The sequence below is a fragment of the Pseudooceanicola algae genome (assembly GCF_003590145.2).
Taxonomy (GTDB): Bacteria; Pseudomonadota; Alphaproteobacteria; order Rhodobacterales; family Rhodobacteraceae; genus Pseudooceanicola; species Pseudooceanicola algae.
The window spans coordinates 3,025,996-3,049,531 of record NZ_CP060436.1; the positions used below are offsets into that span (position 1 = coordinate 3,025,996).

Annotated in this window: 24 protein-coding genes; 7 read left to right on the plus strand and 17 right to left on the minus strand. The window is 65.5% G+C overall.

The window, feature by feature from the left end:
* Window positions 1-109: 109 nt before the first annotated feature.
* From serB to PSAL_RS14135, 3 genes are all read right to left on the minus strand, one after another.
* The gene (gene serB / locus PSAL_RS14125; RefSeq protein ID WP_119839219.1) at window positions 110-985 is read right to left on the minus strand and encodes a phosphoserine phosphatase SerB; all 876 of its coding nucleotides are present in this window, start codon (window positions 983-985) and stop codon (window positions 110-112) included.
* Between the two features lie 62 nt (window positions 986-1,047).
* Window positions 1,048-2,436 carry an inorganic phosphate transporter gene (locus PSAL_RS14130; protein WP_119839429.1) on the minus strand — a complete coding sequence of 463 codons (1,389 nt, stop codon included), beginning with the start codon at window positions 2,434-2,436 and terminating at the stop codon, window positions 1,048-1,050.
* Window positions 2,437-2,653: 217 nt separating this feature from the next.
* Entirely contained in the window at window positions 2,654-3,145 is a 492-nt protein-coding gene (locus tag PSAL_RS14135; protein WP_196222785.1) for an NUDIX hydrolase, read from the minus strand.
* Window positions 3,146-3,532: 387 nt separating this feature from the next.
* Here PSAL_RS14135 and PSAL_RS14140 point away from each other — a divergent pair, with 387 nt between their 5' ends.
* Together PSAL_RS14140 and serA are read left to right on the plus strand one after the other, a co-directional pair.
* Window positions 3,533-4,687 (plus strand): phosphoserine transaminase, encoded by a 1,155-nt coding sequence (locus PSAL_RS14140; protein WP_119839220.1) that lies wholly within the window; start codon window positions 3,533-3,535, stop codon window positions 4,685-4,687.
* 107 nt (window positions 4,688-4,794) lie between these two features.
* On the plus strand, window positions 4,795-6,387 hold the full coding sequence (gene serA / locus PSAL_RS14145) for a phosphoglycerate dehydrogenase (protein WP_119839221.1): 1,593 nt from the start codon (window positions 4,795-4,797) through the stop codon (window positions 6,385-6,387).
* A 77-nt stretch (window positions 6,388-6,464) separates the two neighbouring features.
* Here serA and PSAL_RS14150 read toward each other — a convergent pair whose 3' ends face one another.
* Window positions 6,465-6,839: a hypothetical protein gene (locus PSAL_RS14150; RefSeq protein WP_119839222.1), complete on the minus strand. Its 375-nt coding sequence runs from the start codon at window positions 6,837-6,839 to the stop codon at window positions 6,465-6,467.
* Window positions 6,840-7,089: 250 nt separating this feature from the next.
* Here PSAL_RS14150 and PSAL_RS14155 point away from each other — a divergent pair, with 250 nt between their 5' ends.
* Both PSAL_RS14155 and PSAL_RS14160 read left to right on the plus strand, forming a co-directional pair.
* Complete coding sequence (locus PSAL_RS14155; protein ID WP_119839223.1) at window positions 7,090-7,875, plus strand: metallophosphoesterase; 786 nt, start codon at window positions 7,090-7,092, stop codon at window positions 7,873-7,875.
* 112 nt (window positions 7,876-7,987) lie between these two features.
* Window positions 7,988-9,166, plus strand: coding sequence for an acetyl-CoA C-acyltransferase family protein (locus PSAL_RS14160; RefSeq protein ID WP_119839224.1), 1,179 nt, complete (start codon window positions 7,988-7,990; stop codon window positions 9,164-9,166).
* 70 nt (window positions 9,167-9,236) lie between these two features.
* Here the strand turns inward: PSAL_RS14160 and PSAL_RS14165 are convergent, their stop codons facing one another.
* From PSAL_RS14165 to puuE, 4 genes are read right to left on the minus strand one after another with little or no spacing between them, the layout of a single operon-like run.
* The gene (locus PSAL_RS14165) at window positions 9,237-10,613 is read right to left on the minus strand and encodes a uracil-xanthine permease family protein (protein ID WP_119839225.1); all 1,377 of its coding nucleotides are present in this window, start codon (window positions 10,611-10,613) and stop codon (window positions 9,237-9,239) included.
* Between the two features lie 47 nt (window positions 10,614-10,660).
* Complete coding sequence (locus PSAL_RS14170) at window positions 10,661-11,149, minus strand: ureidoglycolate lyase (RefSeq protein WP_119839226.1); 489 nt, start codon at window positions 11,147-11,149, stop codon at window positions 10,661-10,663.
* Window positions 11,146-11,970 carry a bifunctional allantoicase/(S)-ureidoglycine aminohydrolase gene (locus PSAL_RS14175; protein WP_119839227.1) on the minus strand — a complete coding sequence of 275 codons (825 nt, stop codon included), beginning with the start codon at window positions 11,968-11,970 and terminating at the stop codon, window positions 11,146-11,148. Before PSAL_RS14175 ends, PSAL_RS14170 begins: the two co-directional genes overlap by 4 nt.
* Window positions 11,967-13,382 (minus strand): allantoinase PuuE, encoded by a 1,416-nt coding sequence (gene puuE, locus PSAL_RS14180; RefSeq protein ID WP_119839228.1) that lies wholly within the window; start codon window positions 13,380-13,382, stop codon window positions 11,967-11,969. The genes PSAL_RS14175 and puuE overlap by 4 nt, the downstream gene beginning before the upstream one ends.
* A gap of 110 nt (window positions 13,383-13,492) precedes the next feature.
* On the opposite strand from puuE, the gene uraH reads away from it, so the two are divergent.
* Complete coding sequence (gene uraH / locus PSAL_RS14185; RefSeq protein WP_119839229.1) at window positions 13,493-13,852, plus strand: hydroxyisourate hydrolase; 360 nt, start codon at window positions 13,493-13,495, stop codon at window positions 13,850-13,852.
* Here uraH and PSAL_RS14190 read toward each other — a convergent pair.
* From PSAL_RS14190 to PSAL_RS14205, 4 genes are all read right to left on the minus strand, one after another.
* A complete protein-coding gene (locus PSAL_RS14190; RefSeq protein ID WP_119839230.1) occupies window positions 13,837-14,130 on the minus strand; it encodes a hypothetical protein in 294 nt (97 codons plus the stop codon). The genes uraH and PSAL_RS14190 overlap by 16 nt on opposite strands.
* 228 nt (window positions 14,131-14,358) lie before the next feature.
* A complete protein-coding gene (locus tag PSAL_RS14195; protein ID WP_119839231.1) occupies window positions 14,359-15,003 on the minus strand; it encodes an OmpA family protein in 645 nt (214 codons plus the stop codon).
* Window positions 15,004-15,168: 165 nt separating this feature from the next.
* Window positions 15,169-15,969: a methylated-DNA--[protein]-cysteine S-methyltransferase gene (locus PSAL_RS14200; RefSeq protein WP_231388698.1), complete on the minus strand. Its 801-nt coding sequence runs from the start codon at window positions 15,967-15,969 to the stop codon at window positions 15,169-15,171.
* A gap of 192 nt (window positions 15,970-16,161) precedes the next feature.
* Window positions 16,162-16,782, minus strand: coding sequence for a Hint domain-containing protein (locus tag PSAL_RS14205; RefSeq protein ID WP_196222786.1), 621 nt, complete (start codon window positions 16,780-16,782; stop codon window positions 16,162-16,164).
* Between the two features lie 91 nt (window positions 16,783-16,873).
* On the opposite strand from PSAL_RS14205, the gene nth reads away from it, so the two are divergent.
* Window positions 16,874-17,518, plus strand: coding sequence for an endonuclease III (gene nth, locus PSAL_RS14210; RefSeq protein WP_119839234.1), 645 nt, complete (start codon window positions 16,874-16,876; stop codon window positions 17,516-17,518).
* Window positions 17,515-18,501, plus strand: coding sequence for an adenosine kinase (locus tag PSAL_RS14215; protein ID WP_119839235.1), 987 nt, complete (start codon window positions 17,515-17,517; stop codon window positions 18,499-18,501). Before nth ends, PSAL_RS14215 begins: the two co-directional genes overlap by 4 nt.
* A 125-nt stretch (window positions 18,502-18,626) precedes the next feature.
* On the opposite strand, the gene lpxK is transcribed toward PSAL_RS14215, so the two are convergent.
* The 5 genes from lpxK to PSAL_RS14240 all read right to left on the minus strand — a co-directional run bounded on the left by lpxK (window position 18,627) and on the right by PSAL_RS14240 (window position 23,469).
* The gene (gene lpxK / locus PSAL_RS14220; protein WP_119839431.1) at window positions 18,627-19,622 is read right to left on the minus strand and encodes a tetraacyldisaccharide 4'-kinase; all 996 of its coding nucleotides are present in this window, start codon (window positions 19,620-19,622) and stop codon (window positions 18,627-18,629) included.
* On the minus strand, window positions 19,622-20,782 hold the full coding sequence (locus tag PSAL_RS14225; RefSeq protein ID WP_196222787.1) for a 3-deoxy-D-manno-octulosonic acid transferase: 1,161 nt from the start codon (window positions 20,780-20,782) through the stop codon (window positions 19,622-19,624). The genes lpxK and PSAL_RS14225 overlap by 1 nt, the downstream gene beginning before the upstream one ends.
* Before the next feature lie 73 nt (window positions 20,783-20,855).
* Window positions 20,856-21,098, minus strand: coding sequence for a DUF4170 domain-containing protein (locus PSAL_RS14230; RefSeq protein ID WP_119839237.1), 243 nt, complete (start codon window positions 21,096-21,098; stop codon window positions 20,856-20,858).
* A gap of 183 nt (window positions 21,099-21,281) precedes the next feature.
* Window positions 21,282-22,136, minus strand: coding sequence for an inositol monophosphatase family protein (locus tag PSAL_RS14235; RefSeq protein WP_269212579.1), 855 nt, complete (start codon window positions 22,134-22,136; stop codon window positions 21,282-21,284).
* Entirely contained in the window at window positions 22,123-23,469 is a 1,347-nt protein-coding gene (locus tag PSAL_RS14240; RefSeq protein ID WP_119839238.1) for a TldD/PmbA family protein, read from the minus strand. The genes PSAL_RS14235 and PSAL_RS14240 overlap by 14 nt, the downstream gene beginning before the upstream one ends.
* Window positions 23,470-23,536: the final 67 nt, after the last annotated feature.

The window sequence follows — 23,536 nt, forward strand, 5'->3', positions numbered from 1 at the left end:
TTTTTCGTTGTGCGTCTTGCGGGCCGGGTCAGGGGCTTTGCCCCGCCTCCCTGCGGGAGGCCCCCCAGGATATTTTCGACAGGGAAACGTGCCGGGGTTCGAGCCGGGATCAGAGCGGGGCGAAGTCGCTTCTGGCGTAGCCTTGCAGGTAGAGCAGGGCGGTCAGGTCGCCGAAATTGACCCGCAGATTGCATTGGGCGGCGACGGCGGGCTTGGCGTGCAGGGCGACGCCGGCACCGGCGCGGGTCAGCATGCCGAGGTCGTTGGCGCCATCCCCGACCGCGAGCACATCGGCATCGGTCAGGCCGAGGCGGGCGGTGATTTCTTCGAGGGCCTGAACCTTGGCCTCGCGGCCGAGAATGGGGCGGGCGACCTTTCCCGACAGGGTGTCGCCATCGGTCAGCAGGGTATTGGCGCGGTTTTCGTCAAAGCCGAGGCGGGCGGCGATTGCGGCGGTGAACATGGTGAATCCGCCCGAGACCAGAGCGCAATAGGCGCCATTGGCCTTCATCGTCGCCAGCAATTCCGGGCCGCCGGGCATCAGGGTGATCCGGTTCGCCAGCACCCGGTCGACGGTGGCCAGCGGCAGCCCCTGCAGCAGGCCGACACGTTCGGTCAGGGCGCCGTCGAAGTCGAGCTCTCCGTTCATGGCGCGGGCGGTGATGTCCTTGACGCGGGCGCCGACGCCGGCTTCGTCGGCCAGTTCGTCGATGCATTCCTGCTGGATCATGGTCGAATCCATATCCGCGAGCAGCATCTTCTTGCGCCGGTTCTCGGCCGGTTGCAGGCAGAGGTCGACGGCCTCGGACAGGAGGCTTTCGTGCAGTTCGTCGAAGTTTCCGGGGATATGGGGCAGCGGGAATTCGGCGGCTTCTTCGGTGGACAGCCAGCGGGCTTCGCCGCCCCCCATGGCGTTGCGCAGCGCGGCGACAAGCGAGGGATCGAGGCGCCGATCGGGCGCGGTAAGCAGCGTTGCGACGAACATGGGGGCCTCCGGGTTTCTGCCGCCGTCATTAAGCATGGCGGCGGTGGAAGTGCCAGAGGCGGCTAGCCGATCAGGCGCAGCCCCAGGAAGCAGATCCCCGAGAGCAGGGCGGCTGCCGGCACCGTGATCACCCAGGCGGCGATGATGGTCAGGAAATGCGACCGGCGGACCAGCTTGCGGCGGGCGCGTTCCTGGCGGGGCATGATGCTGCCTTCGGCATTTCCGCGGCGGCTCATGTACCATTCCCGGAAGAAACCGACGCCGAAGACGCCCCCGACGGCGATATGGGTCGAGCTGACCGGCAGCCCGAGCGCCGAGGCCGCGATGACCGTGACCGCCGCCGACAGGGCGACGCAATAGGCGCGCATCGGGTTGAGCTTGGTGATCTGATTGCCGACCATGCCGATCATCTTCGGCCCGAAAAGCACAAGCCCGACCGAGATGCCGACTGCGCCGATCAGCATGACCCATGTGGGGATGAAGACTTCGCCAGCCACGTCGGCGGTGGATTGGGCATAGACCACGGCGGCCAGTGGACCGACGGCATTGGCCACATCGTTGGCGCCGTGGGCAAAGGACAGCGCGGCGGCCGAGACGATCAGCGGCAGGCGGAACAGCACCTTGAGCGAACGGTTGCGGTTCTCCAGCCCTGCGGACTGGCGGCGGATCAGCGGGCGCGAGGCAAGGCCCGTCACCAGCCCGATGACCGCGCCGATCAAAAGCGCGACCGGCAGGGAAATATGGGCAACGTGGCTCAGTCCCTTGAGGGCCAGATAGGCGGCGAAGGCAAAGGACATCAGGCCGATCAACACCGGCACCCAGGTCCGGGCCGCGGCGATCTTGTCCTCGACGTTGATGATCTTCCACTTGATGAAGGCCAGCATCGCGGCCGCGATCACCCCGCCCAGAACAGGCGAGATCACCCAGCTGATGGCAATCGTTCCCATGGTTGGCCAGTTCACCACTGAAAACCCGGCGGCTGCGATGCCGGCGCCCATGACCCCGCCGACCACCGAATGGGTGGTCGAGACCGGCGCGCCGATCCAGGTGGCGATATTGACCCAGAGCGCCGCCGACAGCAGGGCCGCCATCATTGCCCAGACGAAGACCCGTGTATCCGCCAGCCCGGCGGGGGATACGATGCCCTTCGAGATCGTGGAGACGACGTCGCCGCCCGCCAGCAGGGCGCCGGCGCTTTCACAGATCGCGGCGATGGCGATGGCGCCGAGCATCGACAGCGCATTGGCCCCGACCGCGGGTCCCATGTTGTTGGCCACGTCATTGGCGCCGATGTTCAGGGCCATGTAGGCCCCGAAGGCGGCGGCGACGATGACCACAAGGCTTTGCGGCGCCCCGCCCGACAGCATCGCAGCCAGCAGGGCCGCTGCGGTCACGAAAACCAGCGACAGGCCGACGCCGATCAGCGGACGCGAGGCATACATGGACGCCATTTCCAGGCGGGAGAGGCGGTTCAGGTCCCGGTCAAGCGTTTGCCAGGAGGGTGTCTGATCATTCTGTGGCAAGGTCTGTCCTCAAGTCCTCGGGGCGGTCCGGCGGGGGCGGTCCTGCGGTTCTGTGCTGTCGCTGCAATGGATGGGCATTGTCAGGCCGCGCGGTGCGCGGAACTGACGCCGCGCCCGATCCTGGCCACAGGGGCCAGCGCGGACCCTAATGCCCTGCGCGGCCTTTCAGTCTTGCGGCGACAAGGGCCGGGGCCTGGCGCAGAAGCGTCTTGAGCTCCTCTTCCTGGACCAGCCGGGCGGCTTCTGCGGGGCGGACCCAGCGACGTTCGCGCTGACCGACTTCGGGATAATCGTCGAGCAACCGGTCGATTTCCACGGCGTAGACATCGACCTCGGTTGCGGCGGGCAGGCCGCCATCAAGGCGCTTGTCGTAGTGATAGCGCCCGATCCTGATGGGTTTCATGCTGCGTTGCTTGATCCCGGCCTCTTCCCAGGCTTCCTCAAGCGCGGTATCGGCCGCGTCATAGCCGGTCTTGGGCCAGCCCTTGGGCAGGATCCAGCGCCGGGTTTCGCGCGACGTGACCACGAGAATCTCCATATCCTCTCCGCGCCCGCGATAGCACAGGGCAGCGACCTGAAACATCGGCGGGCGGCCCATCAGGGGGCGGACATAATTGAACCAGAAATGAGCGAACACGTGGGTCTCCGGGGCGGGGCAGGATCAGGGTCTTTACACTGCCACATAGGGCTTTCTCAACCAAAGGGCCTTAGTTTCTTACAATTCTCGAATGAGAAGAGGTATTTTGGACGGCATAAAATGCAAATTTTTTACGGATTTCGCGTCAGAATGGGCCCCCGGATCAATTCCTGCAACCCTGAGGGCAGCAGGGGTCAGGCAGGACGAGGCACCGCCGGGGGTGATGGGACCCGATAAGCGACAAGGCCCCGCCGGATTGGCCTGAATGCGACGCTTTGCGGAAAACCTGCGCCATCAAGCGTCTTGCGCGGCGGGGGAATCGCTTCTATACGCATCGGCGGGACACCCTTCCCCAACGAAGGGCGATTATCTGTAAGGATACCATCAATGGCTATCGAAGCTCCGGCCACGCGGCCGGCAAACCCGCGTTTTTCTTCCGGCCCCTGTGCCAAGATCCCCACATTCAAGCTCGACATGCTGTCGGATGCCGCCCTGGGCCGCAGCCACCGCGCCGCTGTCGGCAAGGACAAGCTGAAGGCCGCGATCGAAGAGACGCGTGACCTGCTTGGCGTTCCGGCGGACTACAAGATCGGTATCGTGCCCGCCTCCGACACCGGCGCCGTCGAAATGGCGCTGTGGTCGATGCTTGGCGAACGCCCCGCGACGATGATCGCCTGGGAAAGCTTCGGCGCAGGCTGGGTGACCGACGTGGTCAAGCAGCTGAAGATCGAAGCCGAGGTCAAGACCGCCGACTACGGTCAGATCGTCGATTTCGCTGATGTCGATTTCAACACCGACGTGGTCTTTACCTGGAACGGCACAACATCTGGCGTGCGCGTCCCCAACGGTGACAAGATCCCGGCGGACCGCGCAGGTCTGACGATCTGCGACGCGACCAGCGCCGCCTTTGCGCAGGACCTGCCCTGGGACAAGCTGGATGTGACGACCTTCTCCTGGCAGAAGGTCATGGGCGGTGAAGCGGCCCACGGGATGCTGATCCTGTCGCCGCGCGCTGTCGAGCGTCTGGAAAGCTACACCCCCGCATGGCCGCTGCCGAAGATCTTCCGCATGACCAAGGGCGGCAAGCTGAACGAAGGTATCTTCCGCGGCGAGACGATCAACACGCCCTCCATGCTGGCGGTCGAGGATTACCTCGTGGCCCTGGCCTGGGGTCGTGAGGTCGGCGGTCTGAAGGGCCTGATGGGCCGCGCCGATGCCAACGCAAAGACGATCTGGGACTTCTGCGAAGCCCGCGACTGGATCGCGAACCTGGCCGAAGATGACGCCACCCGGTCGAACACCAGCGTCTGCCTGAAGTTCACCGACGCTCGCATCAAGGACGGTGCGGCCTTCGCCAAGGCCGTTGCAAAACGGCTCGAGAAGGAAGGTGTTGCCTTGGACGTGGGTGCCTATCGGGATGCCCCTGCCGGTCTGCGGATCTGGTGCGGTGCCACGGTCGAGCAATCCGATGTCGCGGCCATGCTGCCCTGGCTTGAATATGCCTTCGAGGCCGAAATCGCGGCCCAGTCCGAAGCGGCCTGATCCAGGCGGTGCGTGGGAAACCGCGCACTCTACGCGACATGACCTGTAGGGTGCGTGGATCCCACGCGCCCGATACCCCAGACATTCCATCTGAAGGAGCGCCAGACATGGCCCCCAAAGTCCTTATTTCCGACAGCCTGTCCGAAGCCGCCGTCCAGATCTTCCGTGATCGCGGCATCGAGGTCGATTTCGAACCCACCCTTGGCAAGGACAAGGAAAAGCTGGCCGAGGTGATCGGCAAGTACGACGGTCTTGCCATCCGGTCGGCCACCAAGGTTACCGAGAAGATCCTCGAGAACGCGACCAACCTGAAGGTCATCGGCCGCGCCGGGATCGGCACCGACAACATCGACAAGGAAGCGTCCTCGAAAAAGGGCGTGATCGTGATGAACACGCCGTTCGGCAACATGATCACGACGGCGGAACATGCCATCGCGATGATGTTCGCCGTGGCACGCCAGATCCCCGAGGCCAGCGCCTCGACCCATGCCGGCAAATGGGAGAAGTCCAAGTTCATGGGCGTCGAGCTGACCGGCAAGACCCTGGGCGTCATCGGCGCGGGCAACATCGGTGGCATCGTCTGCGACCGCGCCCGTGGCCTGAAGATGAAGGTCGCGGCCTATGATCCCTTCCTGAGCCAGGAAAAGGCCGACAAGATGGGCGTCGAGAAGGTCGAACTGGAAGACCTGCTGAAGCGCGCCGACTTCATCACCCTGCACGTGCCCTTCACCGAGCAGACCAAGAACATACTGAGCCGCGAAAACCTGGCCAAGACCAAGAAGGGCGTGCGGATCATCAACTGCGCGCGTGGCGGTCTGGTCGACGAGGAAGCCCTGGCCGAGCTGCTGACATCCGGTCATGTCGCGGGCGCCGCCTTCGACGTGTTCAAGGAAGAGCCCGCCAAGGAGAACCCGCTGTTCAACCTGCCCAACGTGGTCTGCACGCCGCACCTTGGCGCCGCCACCACCGAAGCCCAGGAAAACGTGGCCCTTCAGGTGGCCGAGCAGATGGCGAACTACCTGCTGGACGGTGCGGTCGAAAACGCGCTGAACATGCCCTCGATGACCGCCGAGGAAGCCAAGGTCATGGGCCCCTGGGTCGCGCTCGCCGGGCATCTTGGCACCTTCATCGGTCAACTGACCGACGAACCGGTCGAGGCGATCAACATCCTTTACGATGGTGTCGTGTCGGAGATGAACATGCCGGCGCTGAACTGCTCGGTCATCGCGGGAATCCTGAAAAAGGCCAACCCGGATGTGAACCTTGTCTCGGCGCCCGTGGTGGCCAGGGAACGTGGCGTCAAGATTTCGACCACGAACCAGGCCAAGGCGGGGACCTTCGAGGGCTACATCAAGGTCACGATCAAGACGCCGACCCTGGAACGTTCGGTTGCCGGGACCGTGTTCAGCGACGGCAAGCCGCGCTTCATCCAGATCAAGGGCATCAACATCGACGCCGAGGTGGGTGAGCACATGCTTTATACCACCAACGAAGACGTCCCCGGTGTCATCGGGACGCTCGGCATGACCCTGGGTCAGAATGGTCAGAATATCGCGAACTTCACCCTTGGCCGGACCTCGACCGGAGCACAGGCGATCGCGCTGCTCTACCTTGATGAAAAAGCCAAGCCCGAGGCCATGAAGGCCCTGCGCGACACCGGCATGTTCCAGCAGATCCGCCCTCTGGAATTCACCGTCTGAATCACCTGATCAGGTAACGACAGCAGGGCCGTCCCGACCTGGGGCGGCCCTTTTTCCATTGCCCGCTTCGTGGACCCTCAGACCGGCGCCCGCCCCCGCGTGGCGACGATATAGGTGAACAGCAGCATCGACAGCAGGGTCAGCACCGAGCCGAGCTTGGCTGCCCCTTCGCCGCCGCCGGTGATCGCCAGGTAGATACCGGGGATGATGACCACCACGCCAAGCACGGTCAGGCCAAGGTGGATCTTGGGCAATACGCCGAGCTCTGCGCCGGGGGTGATCTGGTAGAAGATGCCGAACAGCGCCATGCCGACCCAGCCGATCAGGTTCATATGCGCATGGACCGGCATCAGCGAATGGTCATGACTGGCGGACATCTGGATGCCAAGGACCATGCCGAGCAGCGCAGAGATCGTCGCGAGCAGGAAGAAGACGTAGGAAACGGGTTTCATGAATGCCCCCATCAGGGATGATGCTGCGCACCGTCTCGGGACTGCCTCGGGTTTCCTCGGGCGGCTGCGTTGCAAATGTGTCGTGAACCTTGCCTAATGTCGGCACATGCAAGCAGGATTCCCGAACAGATCAAGGGAATTTCTTGCCGCGATCCTGTTTTTTACCGGGAAAGCAACATGGCGGGTGGGCTCTCTGGTGTTTTCCGGCGAAGCGTGGTTGCCTGCCATCTCAGTCAGTCCGGAGTGACCCATGACCATCTATGCAATCGGAGACATCCACGGCCAGACCGGGATGCTGGACGCGGCCCTTGAGCGGATCGACCGCGATGGCGGCGAAACCGGTCCTGATGGCGCGGACGAGGTGATCTTTCTGGGCGATCTGGTCGACCGGGGACCGGATGCGGCCGGGGTGATCGAAAAGATCGCCTCCGGTATTGCGCAAGGCAAGCGCTGGACCGCGATTCGGGGCAATCACGACACGATGTTCCGGCGGTTCCTGCGTGACGGCACGCTGCATGATGCCGCGATCCTCAGCGGCAATCCCTGGACCCATTTCCGGCTGGGCGGGGTGGCGACGCTTTACAGCTATGGCCTCGACCCGGATCTGGACCACGAAGATCTTGTTGCCGCAGCGCAGAAAGCCGTGCCGCAACACCATGTCGAATTTCTTGATACCTGCCCGCTTTGGATCGAACGGGGGGGCTGGCTGTTCGTTCATGCGGGCATCCGCCCCGGCGTCGCGCTGGAAAAGCAGGCCGAACAGGATCTGATCTGGATTCGTGACGGGTTCCTGACCCATGCCGGGGACCTGCCCTGGACCGTGGTGCACGGGCATACGGTCATGGACGATCCCGTCTGGGCAGGGAACCGGGTGTCGCTGGACACCGGTGCGGGTGCCATGCCGCCGCGCCATCTGACCGTCGCCGCGATCGAGGATGACACGGTGTTCATCCTGACCGACGAAGGCCGGCAGGAGTTGCTGCGCGAGGCCCATCCCGATGCCCGCCACGCGGCACGGCAGACCCGGGCGTCCTGATCGGCCTGACACCCGGGGTCGGTGACGACGGGTGCAGGGGAAACTGCCGGAACGTCACGGCCCACAAGGGCGCGGTCCTTGCTAGGGTCGCCGGAAAACGGGGAGGGTCTTCATGGAAGATATCGTCATTCTTGGTGCTGCGCGCACCGCCATCGGCAGCTTTGGTGGCGGTCTGGCCGCCGTGCCGCCGATTGATCTGGGTACCATTGTCGCCAAGGCCGCGCTTGAGCGTGCCGGGGTCGACCCGGCGCAGATCGGCCATGTGGTCTACGGCCATGTCTTGAACACCGAACCGCGCGACATGTACCTGTCGCGGGTTGCCGCAATGCAGGCGGGTGTCCCTGAGACAACCCCGGCGATGAACGTCAACCGGCTCTGCGGGTCGGGGGCGCAGGCCGTGGTGTCGGCGGTGCAGTCGCTGGCCCTGGGGGATGCGGATTTCGCCCTGGCGGGCGGCGCCGAAAGCATGAGTCGCGCGCCCTATATCGTGCCCGCGCAACGCTGGGGCGCCAAGATGGGCGATGTGCAATCCCAGGACATGATGCTGGGCGCGCTGACCTGTCCCTTTGGCACCGGCCACATGGGGATCACGGCGGAAAACGTGGCCGCCGAGGTCGATATATCCCGCGCCGCGCAGGATGCCTTTGCCGCCGAAAGCCAGCGCCGCGCCTCTGCCGCCATGGACGCGGGGTATTTCGACAGCCAGATCACCCCGGTCGAGGTGCGGGTGAAGCGTGAAACGGTTGAATTCAAGCGCGACGAACACCCCAAGCCCGCGACGACCGCGGAAACCCTGGCCAAGCTGCGTCCGGCTTTTCGCAAGGACGGCAGCGTGACGGCGGGCAATGCCTCGGGGTTGAATGATGGCGCGGCGGCGGTGGTGATGGCCCGCGCCTCGGTTGCCGAGGCCGCTGGCCTCACGCCCTCGGCGCGCGTCCTGGGCTACGCCCATGCCGGGGTGCGCCCGGATGTGATGGGCTATGGCCCGATCCCGGCCGTCAGGGCCCTGTTCGAGCGTACCGGGCTGAGCGCCGCGGATTTCGACGTGGTCGAATCCAACGAAGCCTTCGCGGCGCAGGCCATCGCCGTTTCCTCGGCCCTCGGGCTGGACCCCGCGAAGGTGAACCCCAATGGCGGGGCCATCGCGCTTGGCCATCCGGTCGGGGCCACCGGGGCGATCCTTGTCGTGAAGGCGCTTTATGAGCTGGAGCGGATCGGCGGGCGCCGCGCCCTTGTCACCATGTGCATCGGCGGCGGTCAGGGCATTGCCCTGGCGCTGGAGCGGCTCTGACGCGACCGGGGTCGCGGAAAGGAAAAGGCGCGCCAACCGAGGCGCGCCTTTGTCGTTCATGGCAGGGGAATCAGACCTTTTCGGCCAGTTCCTCGGCGGTTTCCTGGGGCAGGACCAGGTTGAGGATGATCGACAGCGCCGCTGCTGGCAGCAGGCCCGAGGTCATCAGGATCTGCAAGGTGCGCGGCAGGTGCTGCAGCGCCGTTGGTTCAAGTTGCAGACCGAAGCCAACCGACAGGGACACGGCCAGGATGATCATGTTCCGGCGGTTCCAGACGACCTCGGACAGCATGTTGATCCCGGATGCGGCGACCATGCCGAACATCACGATCACACCGCCGCCCAGCACGTTGATCGGTACGGTGTTGATGACGGCGCCGACCTTGGGCACCAGCCCGCAGACGATCAGGAAGACCGCGCCGATGGTGACGACATGGCGGCTCATGACGCCGGTCATCGCGATCAGCCCGACGTTCTGGCTGAAGGAGGTGTTGGGCAGCCCGCCGAAGACACCGGCGATGGCCGAACCGACGCCGTCGGCGAAGGTTGCGCCCTGGATCTCCTTGTCGGTGGCTTCGCGCCCTGCGCCGCCCTTGGTGATCCCCGAGGTATCCCCGACCGTCTCGATGGCCGAGATGATCGCCATGAAGCACATGCCCACCACGATGGCCGGATCGAAGGCAAAGCCCCATTTGAACGGCATCGGCAGGTCAAAGATCGCGGCCCGACCGACATTGGCAAAGCTGACCTGACCCATCAGCGCCGCCACGATGTAGCCCGCCAGAATGCCGATCAGAACCGAGGCGACCGACAGCAGCCCCTTGGTCGCAAAACTCAGCGTCAGGGCCACGACGATTACCACCAGCGCGGGCAGCCACATGGCCAGCGTACCGTATTCCGGCTTGCCCACCAGCGGAACACCCCCGGCGGCATATTGGATGCCGGTCTTCAGCAGGGCCAGACCGATCATCAGCACGATCAGCCCGGTGACCAGCGGCGGCAGGGCAAAGCGGAACTTGCCGATGACGAAGCCCAGGCAGAAGTGGAAGCACCCGCCGATCACAACGCCGGTCATCAGGCCGGGCATCCCGTCGACGCCCAGGCCAGCCACCGCGGGAATCATCACCGGCAAAAAGGCGAATGAGGTCCCTTGCACGATCGGCAGCCTGGCCCCGATCGGCCCGATGGTCAGGGTCTGGATCAGCGTCGCGATCCCGGCGAACAGCATCGCCATCTGGATCATGTAGGTCATGTCCGGGAAGCCGAGCGCACCCTGGTCCGAGCCAAAGCCAAAGCCCGCCGCCCCGGCAATGATGATCGACGGTGTGACGTTCGACGCAAACATCGCCAACACGTGCTGGATGCCAAGTGGCACCGCATCCACGAGTGGCGGCATGTAGTCGGGATCCTGAAGTTGTTCCTTCGTCCCGAGAATTCTTCCGGCCATTTCCTGTCCCCTGTCTTGTGCTGCGCAGCACACCGGGGCGTGCCGCCTTATGACAGTATCCTGAAAGGCGCGCTCAGGAAGTGTTCATCAAGGTTGGAGGTATCGCCGATCCGGTCAACCACGGCAAAAAGGCCGGGTTCTGCCAAAGGTGTAAGCACTCCGTGCCAGGTGCCGCGATGAAAGTTGACGCCCTGACCCGGTTGCGGAAGAAACGCCCGGGGCTGGCCGGGCACGCCATGGTCGTCGGGGGCGACGATAACCAGCCAGGCGGCCTGCGACATGGGCAGGAAGGCCTGCGATCCTTCGGGGTGGCGTTCCAGCAGGTCGCATTCATAGGGCAGGCTGCGCGGCACGGCCTTGAACAGGCTGATCCCGGCGCGCCCTTCGGGCCCGAAATCCAGTTCGGCGCGGTCGTGATAGCGTCCGCACATCCCCGCGTTGATCAGCTTGTCGGGTGCCCCCGCAACGTCGAGCACATCGCCGAAGGGGGCAAAGGCCTCGGCGCTCAGCGGTTCGGCGTGGATGACCCGGCTCACAGGGACAGCGCCGGGTGGCGGTTGACGTCCTTGTAAAGCAGGTAGCGGAAGGGCGCATCGCCAAGCTGTTCGCAGGCCTGCGGGCAGAAGGCGCGCAGCCACATGAAATCGCCCGGCCCGACCTCGACCCAGTCGGTATTCAGCAGGTAGCGCGCGCGGCCTTCCAGCACGTAGAGCCCGTGTTCCATCACATGGGTCTCGGCAAAGGGAATGCGCCCGCCGGGCTGGAAGGTGACGATATTCACATGCATGTCGTGGCGCAGATCGTCGGGGTCGACGAAACGGGTCGTGGCCCAGGCGCCGTTCGTGCCGGGCATGGCGACGGGGGTGATGTCATCGTCGTGTCCAAAGATCGGCTCGGGTGCGGGGATGCCGGGGGCCTCTTCGTAGCGCTTGCGGACCCAGTGGAAGCTGGTGGTCGCCGCGCTGCGGTTGGCAATGCTCCAGCCGCTGCCGGCGGGCAGATAGGCATAGCCGCCGGGGGTCAGGTCGCGGGTCTGACCGTCCAGCGTGACCGATACCACGCCGTCGGTGACAAAGATCACGCCCTGCGCGCCCATGTCGGGTTCGGGGGCGTCGGCACCGCCGCCGGGGGTCAGTTCGACGATCAGCTGAGCGAAGGTTTCTGCGAACCCCGACAGCGGACGCGCGATGATCCAGGCACGCGCGCCGGTCCAGCCGGGCAGGCAGGAGGTCACGATATCGGACATGCAGGCCGATGGGATCACCGCATAGGCGGTAGTGAACCGGGCAGGGTCATAGTGCTTTTCCCCCTGGCCGGGCAGGCCGCCACGGGGCGTGTAGTAGCTGCGGGACGTCACGGCAGCAGGTCCTTCAATCTGTGATAGGCGATGCGTTCGACATGGCGGCAGGCTTCCTTGAATTCCGTTTCGGGATCGCTCGCGATACGGGCGGGGAAGGCTTCCATGATCGTTGCCTTGGTATGATCTTTGACACAGATGATAAAGGGGAAGCCGAACTTTTCGGTATACTCGGTATTGCCGGCGACAAAGAATTCACGCTCGGCATCGGTCAGCGCATCCAGCCCGGCGCTGGCCTGTTCGCCGGTGCTTTCGGCCGTCAGACGCTTGGCCGTGGCCAGTTTTCCGGCAAGATCGGGGTGGGCCTTCAGAACGCCAAGGCGTTCCTCGGGCGAGGCCCGGCGAAAGACCCGCACAAGCGCGCTCCACAATCCGATGGCGCTGTCGTTGACCGGGCCAAGCTCAGCCTCCCAGGCCCGTTCGGCGATCCAGGGGGAATGTTCGTAGATCGACCCGAAGGCGGCGACGAAACCCTCGCGGCTCATGGTGCTCGGGACCATTTCCGGCGTTTCGGAAGGGTGATGTTCAAGCCAGTGATCGTAGATGTCGATGCGGCGCGGGAACCAGACATCGCCCTTGGCCTGAGCATATTCGATGAATTTCTTCAGCGCAGCCATGCGGCCCGGACGGCCCAGCAGGCGGCAATGCATCCCGATCGAGAACATCTTGGCGCTGCCAGCCTCGCCTTCCTCGTAAAGCACATCGAAGGCGCCCTTGAGGTATTCGAAGAACTCTTCCTGCCCGCCGAAGGTCGCAGGCCCGGCAAAGCGCATGTCGTTGGTGTCCATCGTATAGGGAATCACCAGCGTCTCGGCATCGCCGAAGCGGCGCCAATAGGGCAGGTCATCGTCGATCGTGTCCGAGACCCACTTCATCCCCATCTCGGCGGCCAGCCGGACGGTATTCATCGAACAGCGCCCCGTGTACCAGCCCTCGGGCGGAGTGCCGACGACCTCGGTGTGCAGGGCAACGCCTTCTTCCATGACAGCGCGTTCCTCGGCCTCTGTCATGTCCTTGTGTTCGATCCATTTCTTGCCGTGGCTGGCAATTTCCCAGCCGGCGTCCTGCATCGCCCAAAGCTGTTCCGGCCCGCGGGCCAGCGCATCGGTCACGCCGTAGACGGTCAGCGGAACGCCCTTTTCGGTGAACAGGCGATGCAGCCGCCAGAACCCGGCGCGTGCGCCGTATTCATAGTTGCTTTCCATGTTCCAATGGCGCTTGCCCTCCCAGGGGGTCGCCCCGATCACTTCTGACAGGAAGGCTTCGGAGGAAGGGTCGCCATGCAGGATGTTGTTTTCCCCGCCTTCTTCGTAGTTCAGCACGAAGGAGACCGCGATCTTGGCGCCGCCGGGCCAATTTGCATCGGGCGGGGTGGGGCCGTAACCGATCATGTTGCGCGGATAGCGGTTCATGTGCTTGTCTCCGTCTGAATTTCGGGAGTCCCGGAGTGCGCCGCGGACCGCGGCAATAACTTCACGGGCGCACGAAGGTTTCAAGAGGATTTTCCGGGAAGGGGACAGGAATGGCCGAAGGCTACCTGACAACGCATGTTCTTGATACGGCACGGGGCGTTCCGGCCGAAGGGATGGAGATCGTCCTTTATCGGCTGGTCGACGGGGTGCGGGACGAGTTGGCGCGCATGACGACCAATGCCGATGGCCGCACCGACAGCCCGATCCTGCCCAAGGCGCATTTCCTGCCCGGCACCTATGAGCTTGAGTTTCATGCCGGGCCCTACATGGATGCCAGCGGCGTGCCCCCGGAAGCACCGCGCTTTCTGGATGTGATCCCGCTGCGCTTCGGTATTTCGGATCCGGAAAGTCATTATCACGTGCCGCTGCTGGTCTCGCCCTTCAGCTATTCGACTTATCGGGGCAGCTGACCGCTTTCCAGTATCGCGACCTTGGTCACAAGGGGGGTGGGCAGGGCATCGGCATATGCCTCTTGCAGGGCTACGCATTCGGGGTCGGCAAGAAAGGCGGACAGGGTATCCCTGTCCGGCACGCTCAGCAGGTGGGTTTCGCCGCTGCTGTCCAGATGCCGCAACCGCAGGACCATTTCACCGCCATAGCCGGCCAGGACCGCGAGGGCCCTGGTTTCGTATTCCTCGAAACGCTGAAACAGGTCGGGATCTACCTTGAAGGTCAACAGCAGCAGCATGGTCGGTTCCGGTCCAGAAAGCCCAGCAGGGAAAGTTTCCGGAGAAGCCTACTCCAAGCGGGCTTAAGCCAAGGTTATCTCATGACGATCTCGCCGCAGACTGACGGTCTTGCGGGGCGGCGCTGCATTGGAAAGGTGGGGGAAGTGGGGCGGCGTCGGGACGCTCGGGATCATCGCGCGATGCGGGTGGCCCCGCCCGGAAATATCGGGCGGGGCCGGGATCTGCGATCAGCTGTTGGGCAGGATCACGATATCGACGCGACGGTTCTGCGCGCGCCCTTCGGCGGTCAGGTTGTCCGCGCGGGGCTGGTCTTCGCCACGGCCGATGGGCTGCAGGCGGCTGGAAGAGACGCCATAGGAAATCAGCGTGTTGGATACCGAGGCGGCGCGGCGTTGCGACAGGCTGAGGTTATAGTTCGCATCGCCGGTATTGTCGGTATGGCCAATCACCTGAACCCGCGTGTTGGGGTATTCGTTCAGCGATTGCGCCACGGTGCGCAGATCCGCCGTCAGGTCCGACCGCAGGGTCGCGCTGTCGGTGGCGAACAGGATGTCCTGCGGCATGGTCACGATCAGCCGGTCGCCGGTGTTGGTGATCTGGACGTTGTTGCCAAGATCGTTGCGCAGCGCGGCTTCCTGCTTGTCGAGGCTGGAGCCATATGCGGCGCCGGCGGCACTACCCAGAATCGCGCCGATTGCAGCGCCTTTGCCCTGGTCGTCGCTGACGATGGCGCCAAGCGCCCCACCGACCAACGCGCCGGTGCCGGCGCCGGTGCGGGTGTTGCGGTAGCCGTCATCGGGGTTTTCGCAGGCGGCAAGCAGGATCATCGCGGATCCGGCGGCGGCCAGGGTCGAAGTCTTCAGAAATGTCATGTCGCTTTGTCCTCTTGCGGCCGCATGCCGCGGCCAACCTGTTCCTGCAGATAGCCTATCAGACAGTGCAGCCCAACGGATTTGACGTTTTCCTTCGGCATATTTCCGCCTTTTTTCGCACTCTGCGGGCTGTGGCACCCAGAGCAGGCAGGTCGGCCCGCGTGGCTAAAGACTGTCAGTGCGCGCACTTTCCCAGGCCAGCATGGCGCGTTTGACCGGCAGGCCCCAGTGGTATCCGCCCAGCCCGCCGCTTTTGCGGATCGCACGGTGGCAGGGGATCAGGAAGCTGACCGGATTGCGCCCCACGGCGGTGCCCACGGCACGCACGGCGCGATCGGCTCCGATACGGCGGGCGATATCGGAATAGGTCGCGACATGGCCGGAGGGGATCTGCAGCAACGCCTCCCAGACCTTGATCTGGAAGGGCGCACCAAGCATGTGCAGGCGGGTTTCGCCACGGCCGGCAAAGACGGGGCCGGCCAGTTGGCGGATCGCCGCATCGTCTTCCTTGAAAGCCGCCTTGGGCCAGCGCGCGGCCATGTCGGCCCAGGCAGCGCCGGGGCCGGTTTCAGCGGTGAAGGCGATGCCGCAAATGCCCTTGTCGGTCACCATGACAAGCGCGGGGCCGAAGGGCGTCGGTATCTGCGACCAGCGGATCATCAGGCCGTCACCGCCCGCGGCATATTCCCCCGGGCTCATCGCCTCCCATGTCAGGAAAAGGTCATGCAGCCGCCCGGTCCCCGACAGGCCGGTCTGCAAGGCGGTATCCAGCGTTGTATGGCGATGGGCGAGCAGGCTGCGGGCATGGTCGATCGTCAGATATTGCTGGTACCGCTTGGGCGAAACCCCGACCCAAGCCGAGAAAAGGCGCTGGAAATGCGCCGGGCTCATCTTCATCCGGGATGCAAGGTCATCGAGCGTCAGGGGGGCATCGGCGCTGTCGATCTCGTTAATGGCGCGGCGCATCAGGGCATAGTGGTAGCTGTCCGCAGCGGTATCGCCCGCTTGTGCCGTCGCAACGGGGGCGTCGGGCTGGATCGCTGCATCGGTCATGGGGTCTCTCCGGTCATCTGCCCGGACAGATTAGCAGGCCGGACGCTCCTGAGGCGACCCGGTTCCTGCGCAAAGCGGCCGTGCGGCCTTTGGGAAGGATAGCGTTCAGGCAGAGAGCAGATCGAGCAGGGAGGTTTCCTGTGGGCAGGTGTCGCGGATCAACCGAGCCTCCTGCCGGGTCAGGCAGCGCCGGGGTTCAGGTGTTTCGGGGTCGAGAAGCCGGGTGGCGCGGCGTACGGCGTCGGGCAGATCAAGTCGGGCGGCCATGTCCGGGCCGGTGGTTTCGATCCAGAGGGAGCCGGCATTTATGACCTCGTGATGTTCCATGATGATCAGATGGTAGGTCAGCCCACCCATGGTCGGGTCCTTTCGGGCGCGATTGCGCCGCGAGATGTCGCAGAATCGGACCAGCGCCTCTTCGCAGCCGAAATTCTGCCGGATCGCACCGTGTCGGATCAGCCCGCGATGGCCCGGCGCAACGCGCAGCTTGCCCTGCAATTCGCCCTGTGGACCCAGTTCGCCCGGCTGAAAGCGCATGGGCGCGGGCAAAGCGCCGCCTTCCGGCAGCTTGCGAAGTCGACAGATGTGCAGCACCGGCATGGCGCCATGGTCGCGGGTCATCACCTTGTCGCCGGGCGCCAGCCATTCGATGGGCATGTCGCCTTCCAGGGTCAGGACCATGGTGCCCGGTCCGAGACCGGAAATGGGTTCTGGGGATTCGGTCATTTGCGGCCTCCGGAGGGCAGGGTGTGACATTCCGGTTTCTTTCAGGTTAAACCGACTTGTTGCCTTGCGGATTTCCGGGCAAGGATTCCGCATGGCCCGCCAATTGCCCTACATGACGCTCCGCGAGGTATTTCGCCGTTTCGAGGCCGCAAGTGCCCATCCGGAAGGCGAATTGCACCATTCGAACGCCTACACGCTGTTGGTGGCCGTGGCCCTGTCGGCCCAGGCGACCGATGTCGGCGTCAACAAGGCGACGCGCGATCTGTTCCCGATTGCCGATACGCCGGAAAAGATGCTGGCGCTCGGCGAAGAGGGGCTTGTTCAGCATATCAAAACCATCGGCCTGTATCGCAACAAGGCGAAGAACGTGATCAAGATGGCGCGGATCCTTGTCGATGACTATGGCGGCGAAGTCCCCAATTCGCGCGCGGCCCTGCAGGGGCTGCCCGGCGTGGGGCGCAAGACGGCGAATGTGGTGCTCAACATGTGGTGGCATTTCCCGGCCCAGGCCGTGGATACGCACATCTTCCGGGTCGGAAACCGGTCGGGCATCTGTCCGGGCAAGGATGTCGTCGCCGTGGAACGCGCCATCGAAGACAACATCCCCGTGGATTTCCAGCTTCATGCGCATCACTGGCTTATCCTGCACGGACGGTATGTCTGTGTGGCGCGCAAGCCGAAATGCGCGGCCTGCCTTATCCGCGATCTCTGTGAATTCGAGGAAAAGAACCTATGACCAAATATGACGTGATCGGGATCGGCAATGCCGTGATGGATGTGATTACCCAATGCGACGACGCCTTCCTGTCCCGAACGGGGATCGAAAAGGGGATCATGCAGTTAGTGGAGCAGGAAAGATCGGATTTCCTGTTCAATGAAATGGGTGAAAGCCGCCGCATCCCCGGTGGCTCGGTGGCCAATACGGTCGCAGGCGTGGCCAACATGGGTCTGAAGACTGCATTCATCGGCAAGGTGGCGGATGACGAGGTCGGGACGAGCTATATTTCCCAAACGGTGGCCAGCGGGACGGATATGCCCAATGCCGCGGTTTCGGGCGGGGCGCTGCCGAGTTCCCGCAGCATGATCTTCGTCAGCCCGGATGGCGAGCGGTCGATGAATACCTACCTCGGGATTTCCTCGGAGGTCGGGCCGGAAGACGTGCCCGAAGCGGTCTGTGCCGAGGCGCAGATCCTGTTCCTCGAGGGGTATCTGTACGACAAGGACAAGGGCAAGGCGGCCTTCACCACGGCGGCGCGGCTGACCCGTGCGACCGGTGGCCTGGCGGGGATCGCCCTGTCGGATCCGTTCTGCGTCGACCGGCACCGCGGGGATTTCCGCAAGCTGGTCCGGGAGCTGGATTACGTGATTGGCAACGAACACGAGTGGAAATCGCTTTACGAGACCGATGACCTGGGCGCGGCGTTGGAACAGGCAGCGAGCGAAAGCGGCTTGATCGTCTGCACCCGGTCGAGCCAGGACGTGGTGCTGGTCCGGGGCGATGAAGAGGCCGTCGTGCCGGTGAAACGCGTGACGCCGGTGGATGCCACCGGGGCCGGGGATCTGTTCGCGGCGGGTTTCCTTTACGGGTTGGCGACCGGGGCCGACCTGGCGGTCTCCGGCAGGATGGGCGTCGTTGCGGCGGCCGAGGTGATCAGCCATTACGGGGCGCGGCCGGAAGCCGACCTCGGGGCCCTGTTCAAGGCCGAAGGGCTGATCTGAGCAACGGGGTCGCGTGAGCGGCCGGGGAAGGGGGCGCTGCCCCCTCGCGGCAGGCCGCTCACCCCCGGGATATTTCGAACAGGGAAACGGAAGGGGTGTGGCGCTGGGCTGCGCCCCTTTTGCAATCAGCGCGGGAAGAGGCGATCGAGAGCGGTGTCGAGGGGGGTGGCGTCCTGCAGGGAGAGGCGGACGGGCAGGGTCAGGACCTTTTGACGGAAGTCCGCGGGCACGCGGACTGCGTCCTTTTCGGTGGTGACCAGTTGGGCGCCGTGGGCGGCGGCATCACGTTCGAGACGGGCGAGCAGCGCCGGGGTCAGTGGCTGGTGGTCAGAGAGGGCCTCGCAGTGCAGGAGGCGCGCGCCGAGGCCGCGCAGCGTGGCAAAGAATTTCTCGGGGTGGGCGATGCCGGCGAAGGCGAGGACGGGCAGGCCCGTCCAGTCCATGCCGGTTTGCAGCGGGTCGAGGCGGCCCCTGAGGTGGGGCAGTTGGACCTGGTCGCCCCATGTGGCGAGGAACCTGGCCTGAGCGTCATCGGGGCCGATGGAGAGCAGCAGGTCGGCGCGGGCAAGGCCGGGCGTGACCGGTTCGCGCAAGGGTCCGGCGGGCAGGCAGCGGCCGTTGCCGAAGCCTCGGGTGGCATCGACCACCACGATGGAAAGCGTCTTTTTCAGTGTCGGATCCTGAAAGCCGTCGTCGAGCAGGATCACGTCTGCCCCCGCTTCGGCGGCGGCGCGGGCACCGGCGGCGCGGTCGCGGGCGATCCAGCCGGGGGCGAAGGCGGCGAGCAGAAGCGGTTCATCCCCGGTTTCGGCGGCGGTATGGCGTTTGGGGTCGACCCGGATCGGCCCTTGCAGCGAGCCGCCGTAGCCGCGTGACAGGAAATGCGGGGTCAAGCCACGGGCGTTGAGGCGCATAAGCACCTCGATCGCCGTCGGGGTCTTGCCAGTGCCGCCGGCGTTGAGGTTGCCGATGCAGATCACCGGCGGGCCGGGGTCGATCCCCGCCTTTCCGGCCAGGCGCCGCGCCGTGCCTTGCGCGTAGAGCGTCCCGAGCGGGCTCAGCAACCGCGCCCGCCAGCCCGGCCGGTCAGGCGGGGTGAACCAGTAGCCGGGGGTGCGGATCACAGCAGGTTCCTTTCTTCAAGCTGGGCGAGGGTCCAGTCGAGCACGCGGTCGGTGGCCTCGGCCCCTTCGGTCACGGTGGACCAGGCGGCGGCGGCCATGCTGGCCGCCTGGTCCGGGGCCAGCAGCATCGAGACCGAGGCTTGCAGCCCCCCGGCATCGCGGATGATCCGGGCGGCCCCGGCATGGGACAGGCGGGTATAGGCGGGCAGGTGGCCGGCGACATAAGGTCCGTAGATGATGGCCGAGCCGTGGGTGGCAGGTTCATAGGGGTCATGCCCCTTCATGCCGCGTTGCAGGGAGCCGGCCATGAAGGTGACCGGGGACAACCGGTACCACAGTCCCATGTCGCCATAGGTATCGGCCAGCAGGACCTGACATTCGTCGCGGGGGGCGTCCTTGTCGGACCAGCGCTGAAACCGCCAGTCTTGGGCGGTAAGCGTTTCGGCGAAGGCATCGCTGTCCCCGGGCGCATTGGGCACCAGGATCAGTAGCAGGCGATGCGCCATGCGGCTGGCCTGACGCTGGGCGTCGAGGACCTGTTCCAGCTCGTCCGCGCAGACCATCGCGGCCAGCCAGATCGGCCGGCCGGCCAGCACATCCGCCAGTTCGTCGCGATCCGCGATGTCGCAGGGCAGGGCCATGCGGCCTTCCTGCAGGGGTTCGGAAATGCGGATCCGGCTGGCATCCGCCCCGAGCCGTTGCAGGCGACGGCCGGCACCCGCCGAGGCGGCATGGAAGGCAGAAAAGCCTTCCAGCGCGCGGCGGGTTTGCAGGGCACGCAGGCTCCAGCGCGGATCCGAGAGCGCGCGTTCCTCGGCCCCGGCCAGAAGCACCGGCACCTCGGCCTTGTTCAGGGCGGCCATCAGGGCGTTGCGGATATGCCCGCTGAGCCAGATCACCAGATCAGGGCGCCAGTGGTCGAGGAAGGTCGGGATGTCGTCGTGGGTGTCTTCGGGAATGGGCACATGCAGCAGCTCCGGGCCGCCGACCGCTTCGGGCAGTGCAGTCCCGTCGGGCAGGCTGACGAGGACCCGCGCGGTCGCGCCTTCGGTGCAAAGGCGGTCATCCAGCAGGGCGGCCAGCAGATGTGCGGCAGGCAGCCGGTCGGGATCCGGCACGATGAGCCAGATCAGCAGCCCCTCGGGCCGCTGCGCCATGCCTGGCGAGGCCCCCCGGTTGCCCCGGCGACCTAGCGCCCTGGCAAGTCCCCCGCCCCGCGTCATGGTCGTCTCAGCCCAGTTCCTCGGTTGCCGAGACCTCGATCTCTTCGTCGCGCAGGCGATGGATATGGGCGATGTAGTAACGCATATGCGCGTTATCCACGGTCTTCTGCGCGGCCGCCTTCCAGGCGTCGTAGGCCGAGGCGTAATCGGGGAACATCCCGATGATGTCGATGTCGTCCACATTGCGGAAGGCGTTCTTGGCGGGGTCGATCAGCTCGCCTCCGAACACGAGGTGCAGGCGTTGCGGCATGGGGGTCTCCTTCTGGGGATGATGCGGCAGCTTGCGGGCAAACTGCGCAGAATGGGGCCTGTGGTCAAGGCTGGGTCAGGGTCGGTGGTGTATTGATGCCGAAGGCGGCGGGTCCCAGGCGGGGTGGTCCGACAGGGCGCCGCAAGGCTTAGCGCCGGGCGGTTACCGAACCGTTGCGCACCGTCATTCGAAAGGCGGGCGTGGGGTGGCGGGCAGGGGGGCCGAGGGGACCAGCCGCGCGGCAATGTCCCCGTGCAGTGCGGGTCCGGCGGCGATCACCCCATTCAGCAGCGCGGTCGCGGAATTGAAGCGCAGGGGCTGGCCGTCCCGGTCGGAAATGCGCGCCCCGGCTTCTTCGGCGATCAGGCTGCCGGCGGCGATGTCCCATTCCCAGCTTGGCCGCAGGGTGAGCATCGCGTCAAAGCGTCCCTGCGCGACCAGCGACAGGCGATAGGCCAGCGCCGGGCGTTGGTGGCGGCTGAATCCGGGCACCGCGCCCTGCCAATGGCCCGCGGCGAAGCTGGGCTTGGCGGCCAGGATCGTCGCGCCTTCGGGGTCGGTGCGGGCGCTGCAGGTCAGCGCCGTGCCGTTCAGGGTTGCGCCACGGCCGCGCGCGGCGGCGAACATCCGGTCGAGCACCGGCAAAAAGACCACTCCCGCCGTGACGACCCCCTGATCGGCGACGGCGATGGAATGGGCCCAGGCCGATTGTCCGTCCATGAAGCTGCGGGTGCCATCGATGGGGTCGATGATGAACACCCGCCGCGCGGCAAGGCGGGCGGGATCATCGGGGCTTTCTTCGGAAAGCCAGCCATAGGCGGGGCGGGCCTGTGTCAGGCGTTTGCGCAGGGCATCGTTGACGGCCAGGTCGGCTTCGGTCACCGGGCCCTGATCGCCGGGCTTGTCCCAGAAATCGAGGTTTCCGGCGGTGAAGGCCATGGCGATGTCCCCGGCTTCGCGGGCGGCCTCGATCAGCAGGGCCAGGTCGTCTTCGCGGGCCGAAGGCGCGCCGGGGTCCTGCCCGTCACGCTCCGGCAATGGTCATCCCTTCGACGAGAAGCGAGGGGACGACCGACCCGCGCCAGGCCTGCGCGTCATTGGCCGGGTTCAGGGACAGCAGCATCTGGCGCAGATTGCCCGCGATGGTGCATTCGTTCACCGGGCGCACCGCTTCGCCGTTCTCGATCCAGAAACCAGCAGCACCGCGGGAATAATCGCCGGTGTTGGAATTGATCGTCTGCCCGATCAGCGAGGTGACCAGCAGGCCGGTGCCCATGTCGCGCATCAGTTCCTCGCGGCTGGCGCTGCCCTGGGTCAATTCCAGGTTCCAGTTGCTGGGCGAGGGCGGCGACGACAGACCGCGCGCGGCATTGCCCGTCGGGGTCATTCCCAGCTTGCGGGCCGTGGCCAGGTCCAGCGTCCAGCCTGTCAGCACCCCTGCGTCGATGATGCGGCGGGGTGCAACCGTCAGCCCTTCGGCGTCGAAGGGGCGGCTGGCGGGGCCGCGCGGGCGCAGGGGGTCTTCTGTCATGGTCAGCGACTCAGGCAGGACCAGTTCGCCGAGGGCGTTCATCAGGAAGGACGACCCCCGCGCCACCGCCGCGCCGTTCACTGCGCCGCACAGGTGGCCGATCAGGCTGGCGGCGACACGTTCGTCGAACAGCACCGGGTAGCTGCCGGTTTTCGGGGCGACGGCGCCCATGCGTTCCAGCGTGCGGGTGGCGGCGCGATTGCCGATCTCTTCGGGGCTGCGCAGGTCGGATTGAAAGACCCGGGCATCGCCGTCGTAGTCACGCTCCATCCCGTTGCCGGTCCCGGCGATGGCCACGCAGGACAGCGACCGTGAACTGCGCCGATAGCCCCCGGCGAAACCGTTGCTGGTGGCGATGAAGGCCTCGCTTGCGCCATAGCCGGCCGAGGCCGATTGCACCTGGCTGATGCCCTCATGCGCCAGGGCGGCCGCTTCGGCGCGGCGGGCGTCTTCTTGCAGCTCTTCCGGTGCAGGTTCGGGCGCGGGGTCGTGCAGTTCCAGCCCCTCTGCGTTGCGCCGGGCGGACAGTTGCGCGGGATCGGCCAGGCCGATCCAGGGGTCCTCGGGGGCTTCGCGGGCCATGGCCACGGCGCGTTCGGCCATCATGGCAAAGGTCTCGGGCCGGATGTCGGAGCCGGAGACACAGGCCTGCCGCTGTCCCATGAAGACCCGCAGGCCGGCTTCGATCCCCTCGGCGCGTTCGGCATGTTCAAGCGTGCCGGCGCGCATGTCGATCGAGATCGAGCTGCCTTCGCGCAAGATCACATCGGCGCTGTCGGCCCCGGCAGCGCGGGCGGCGTCCAGCAGGGACTGGCTGAGGTCGGAAAGGGAATGGGACATAACTGCCTTCTTCTTTTGCTGCCCCTTGCCTAGCCGTTGGGCGGGGTCGGATCAAGGTTGTGCGGAT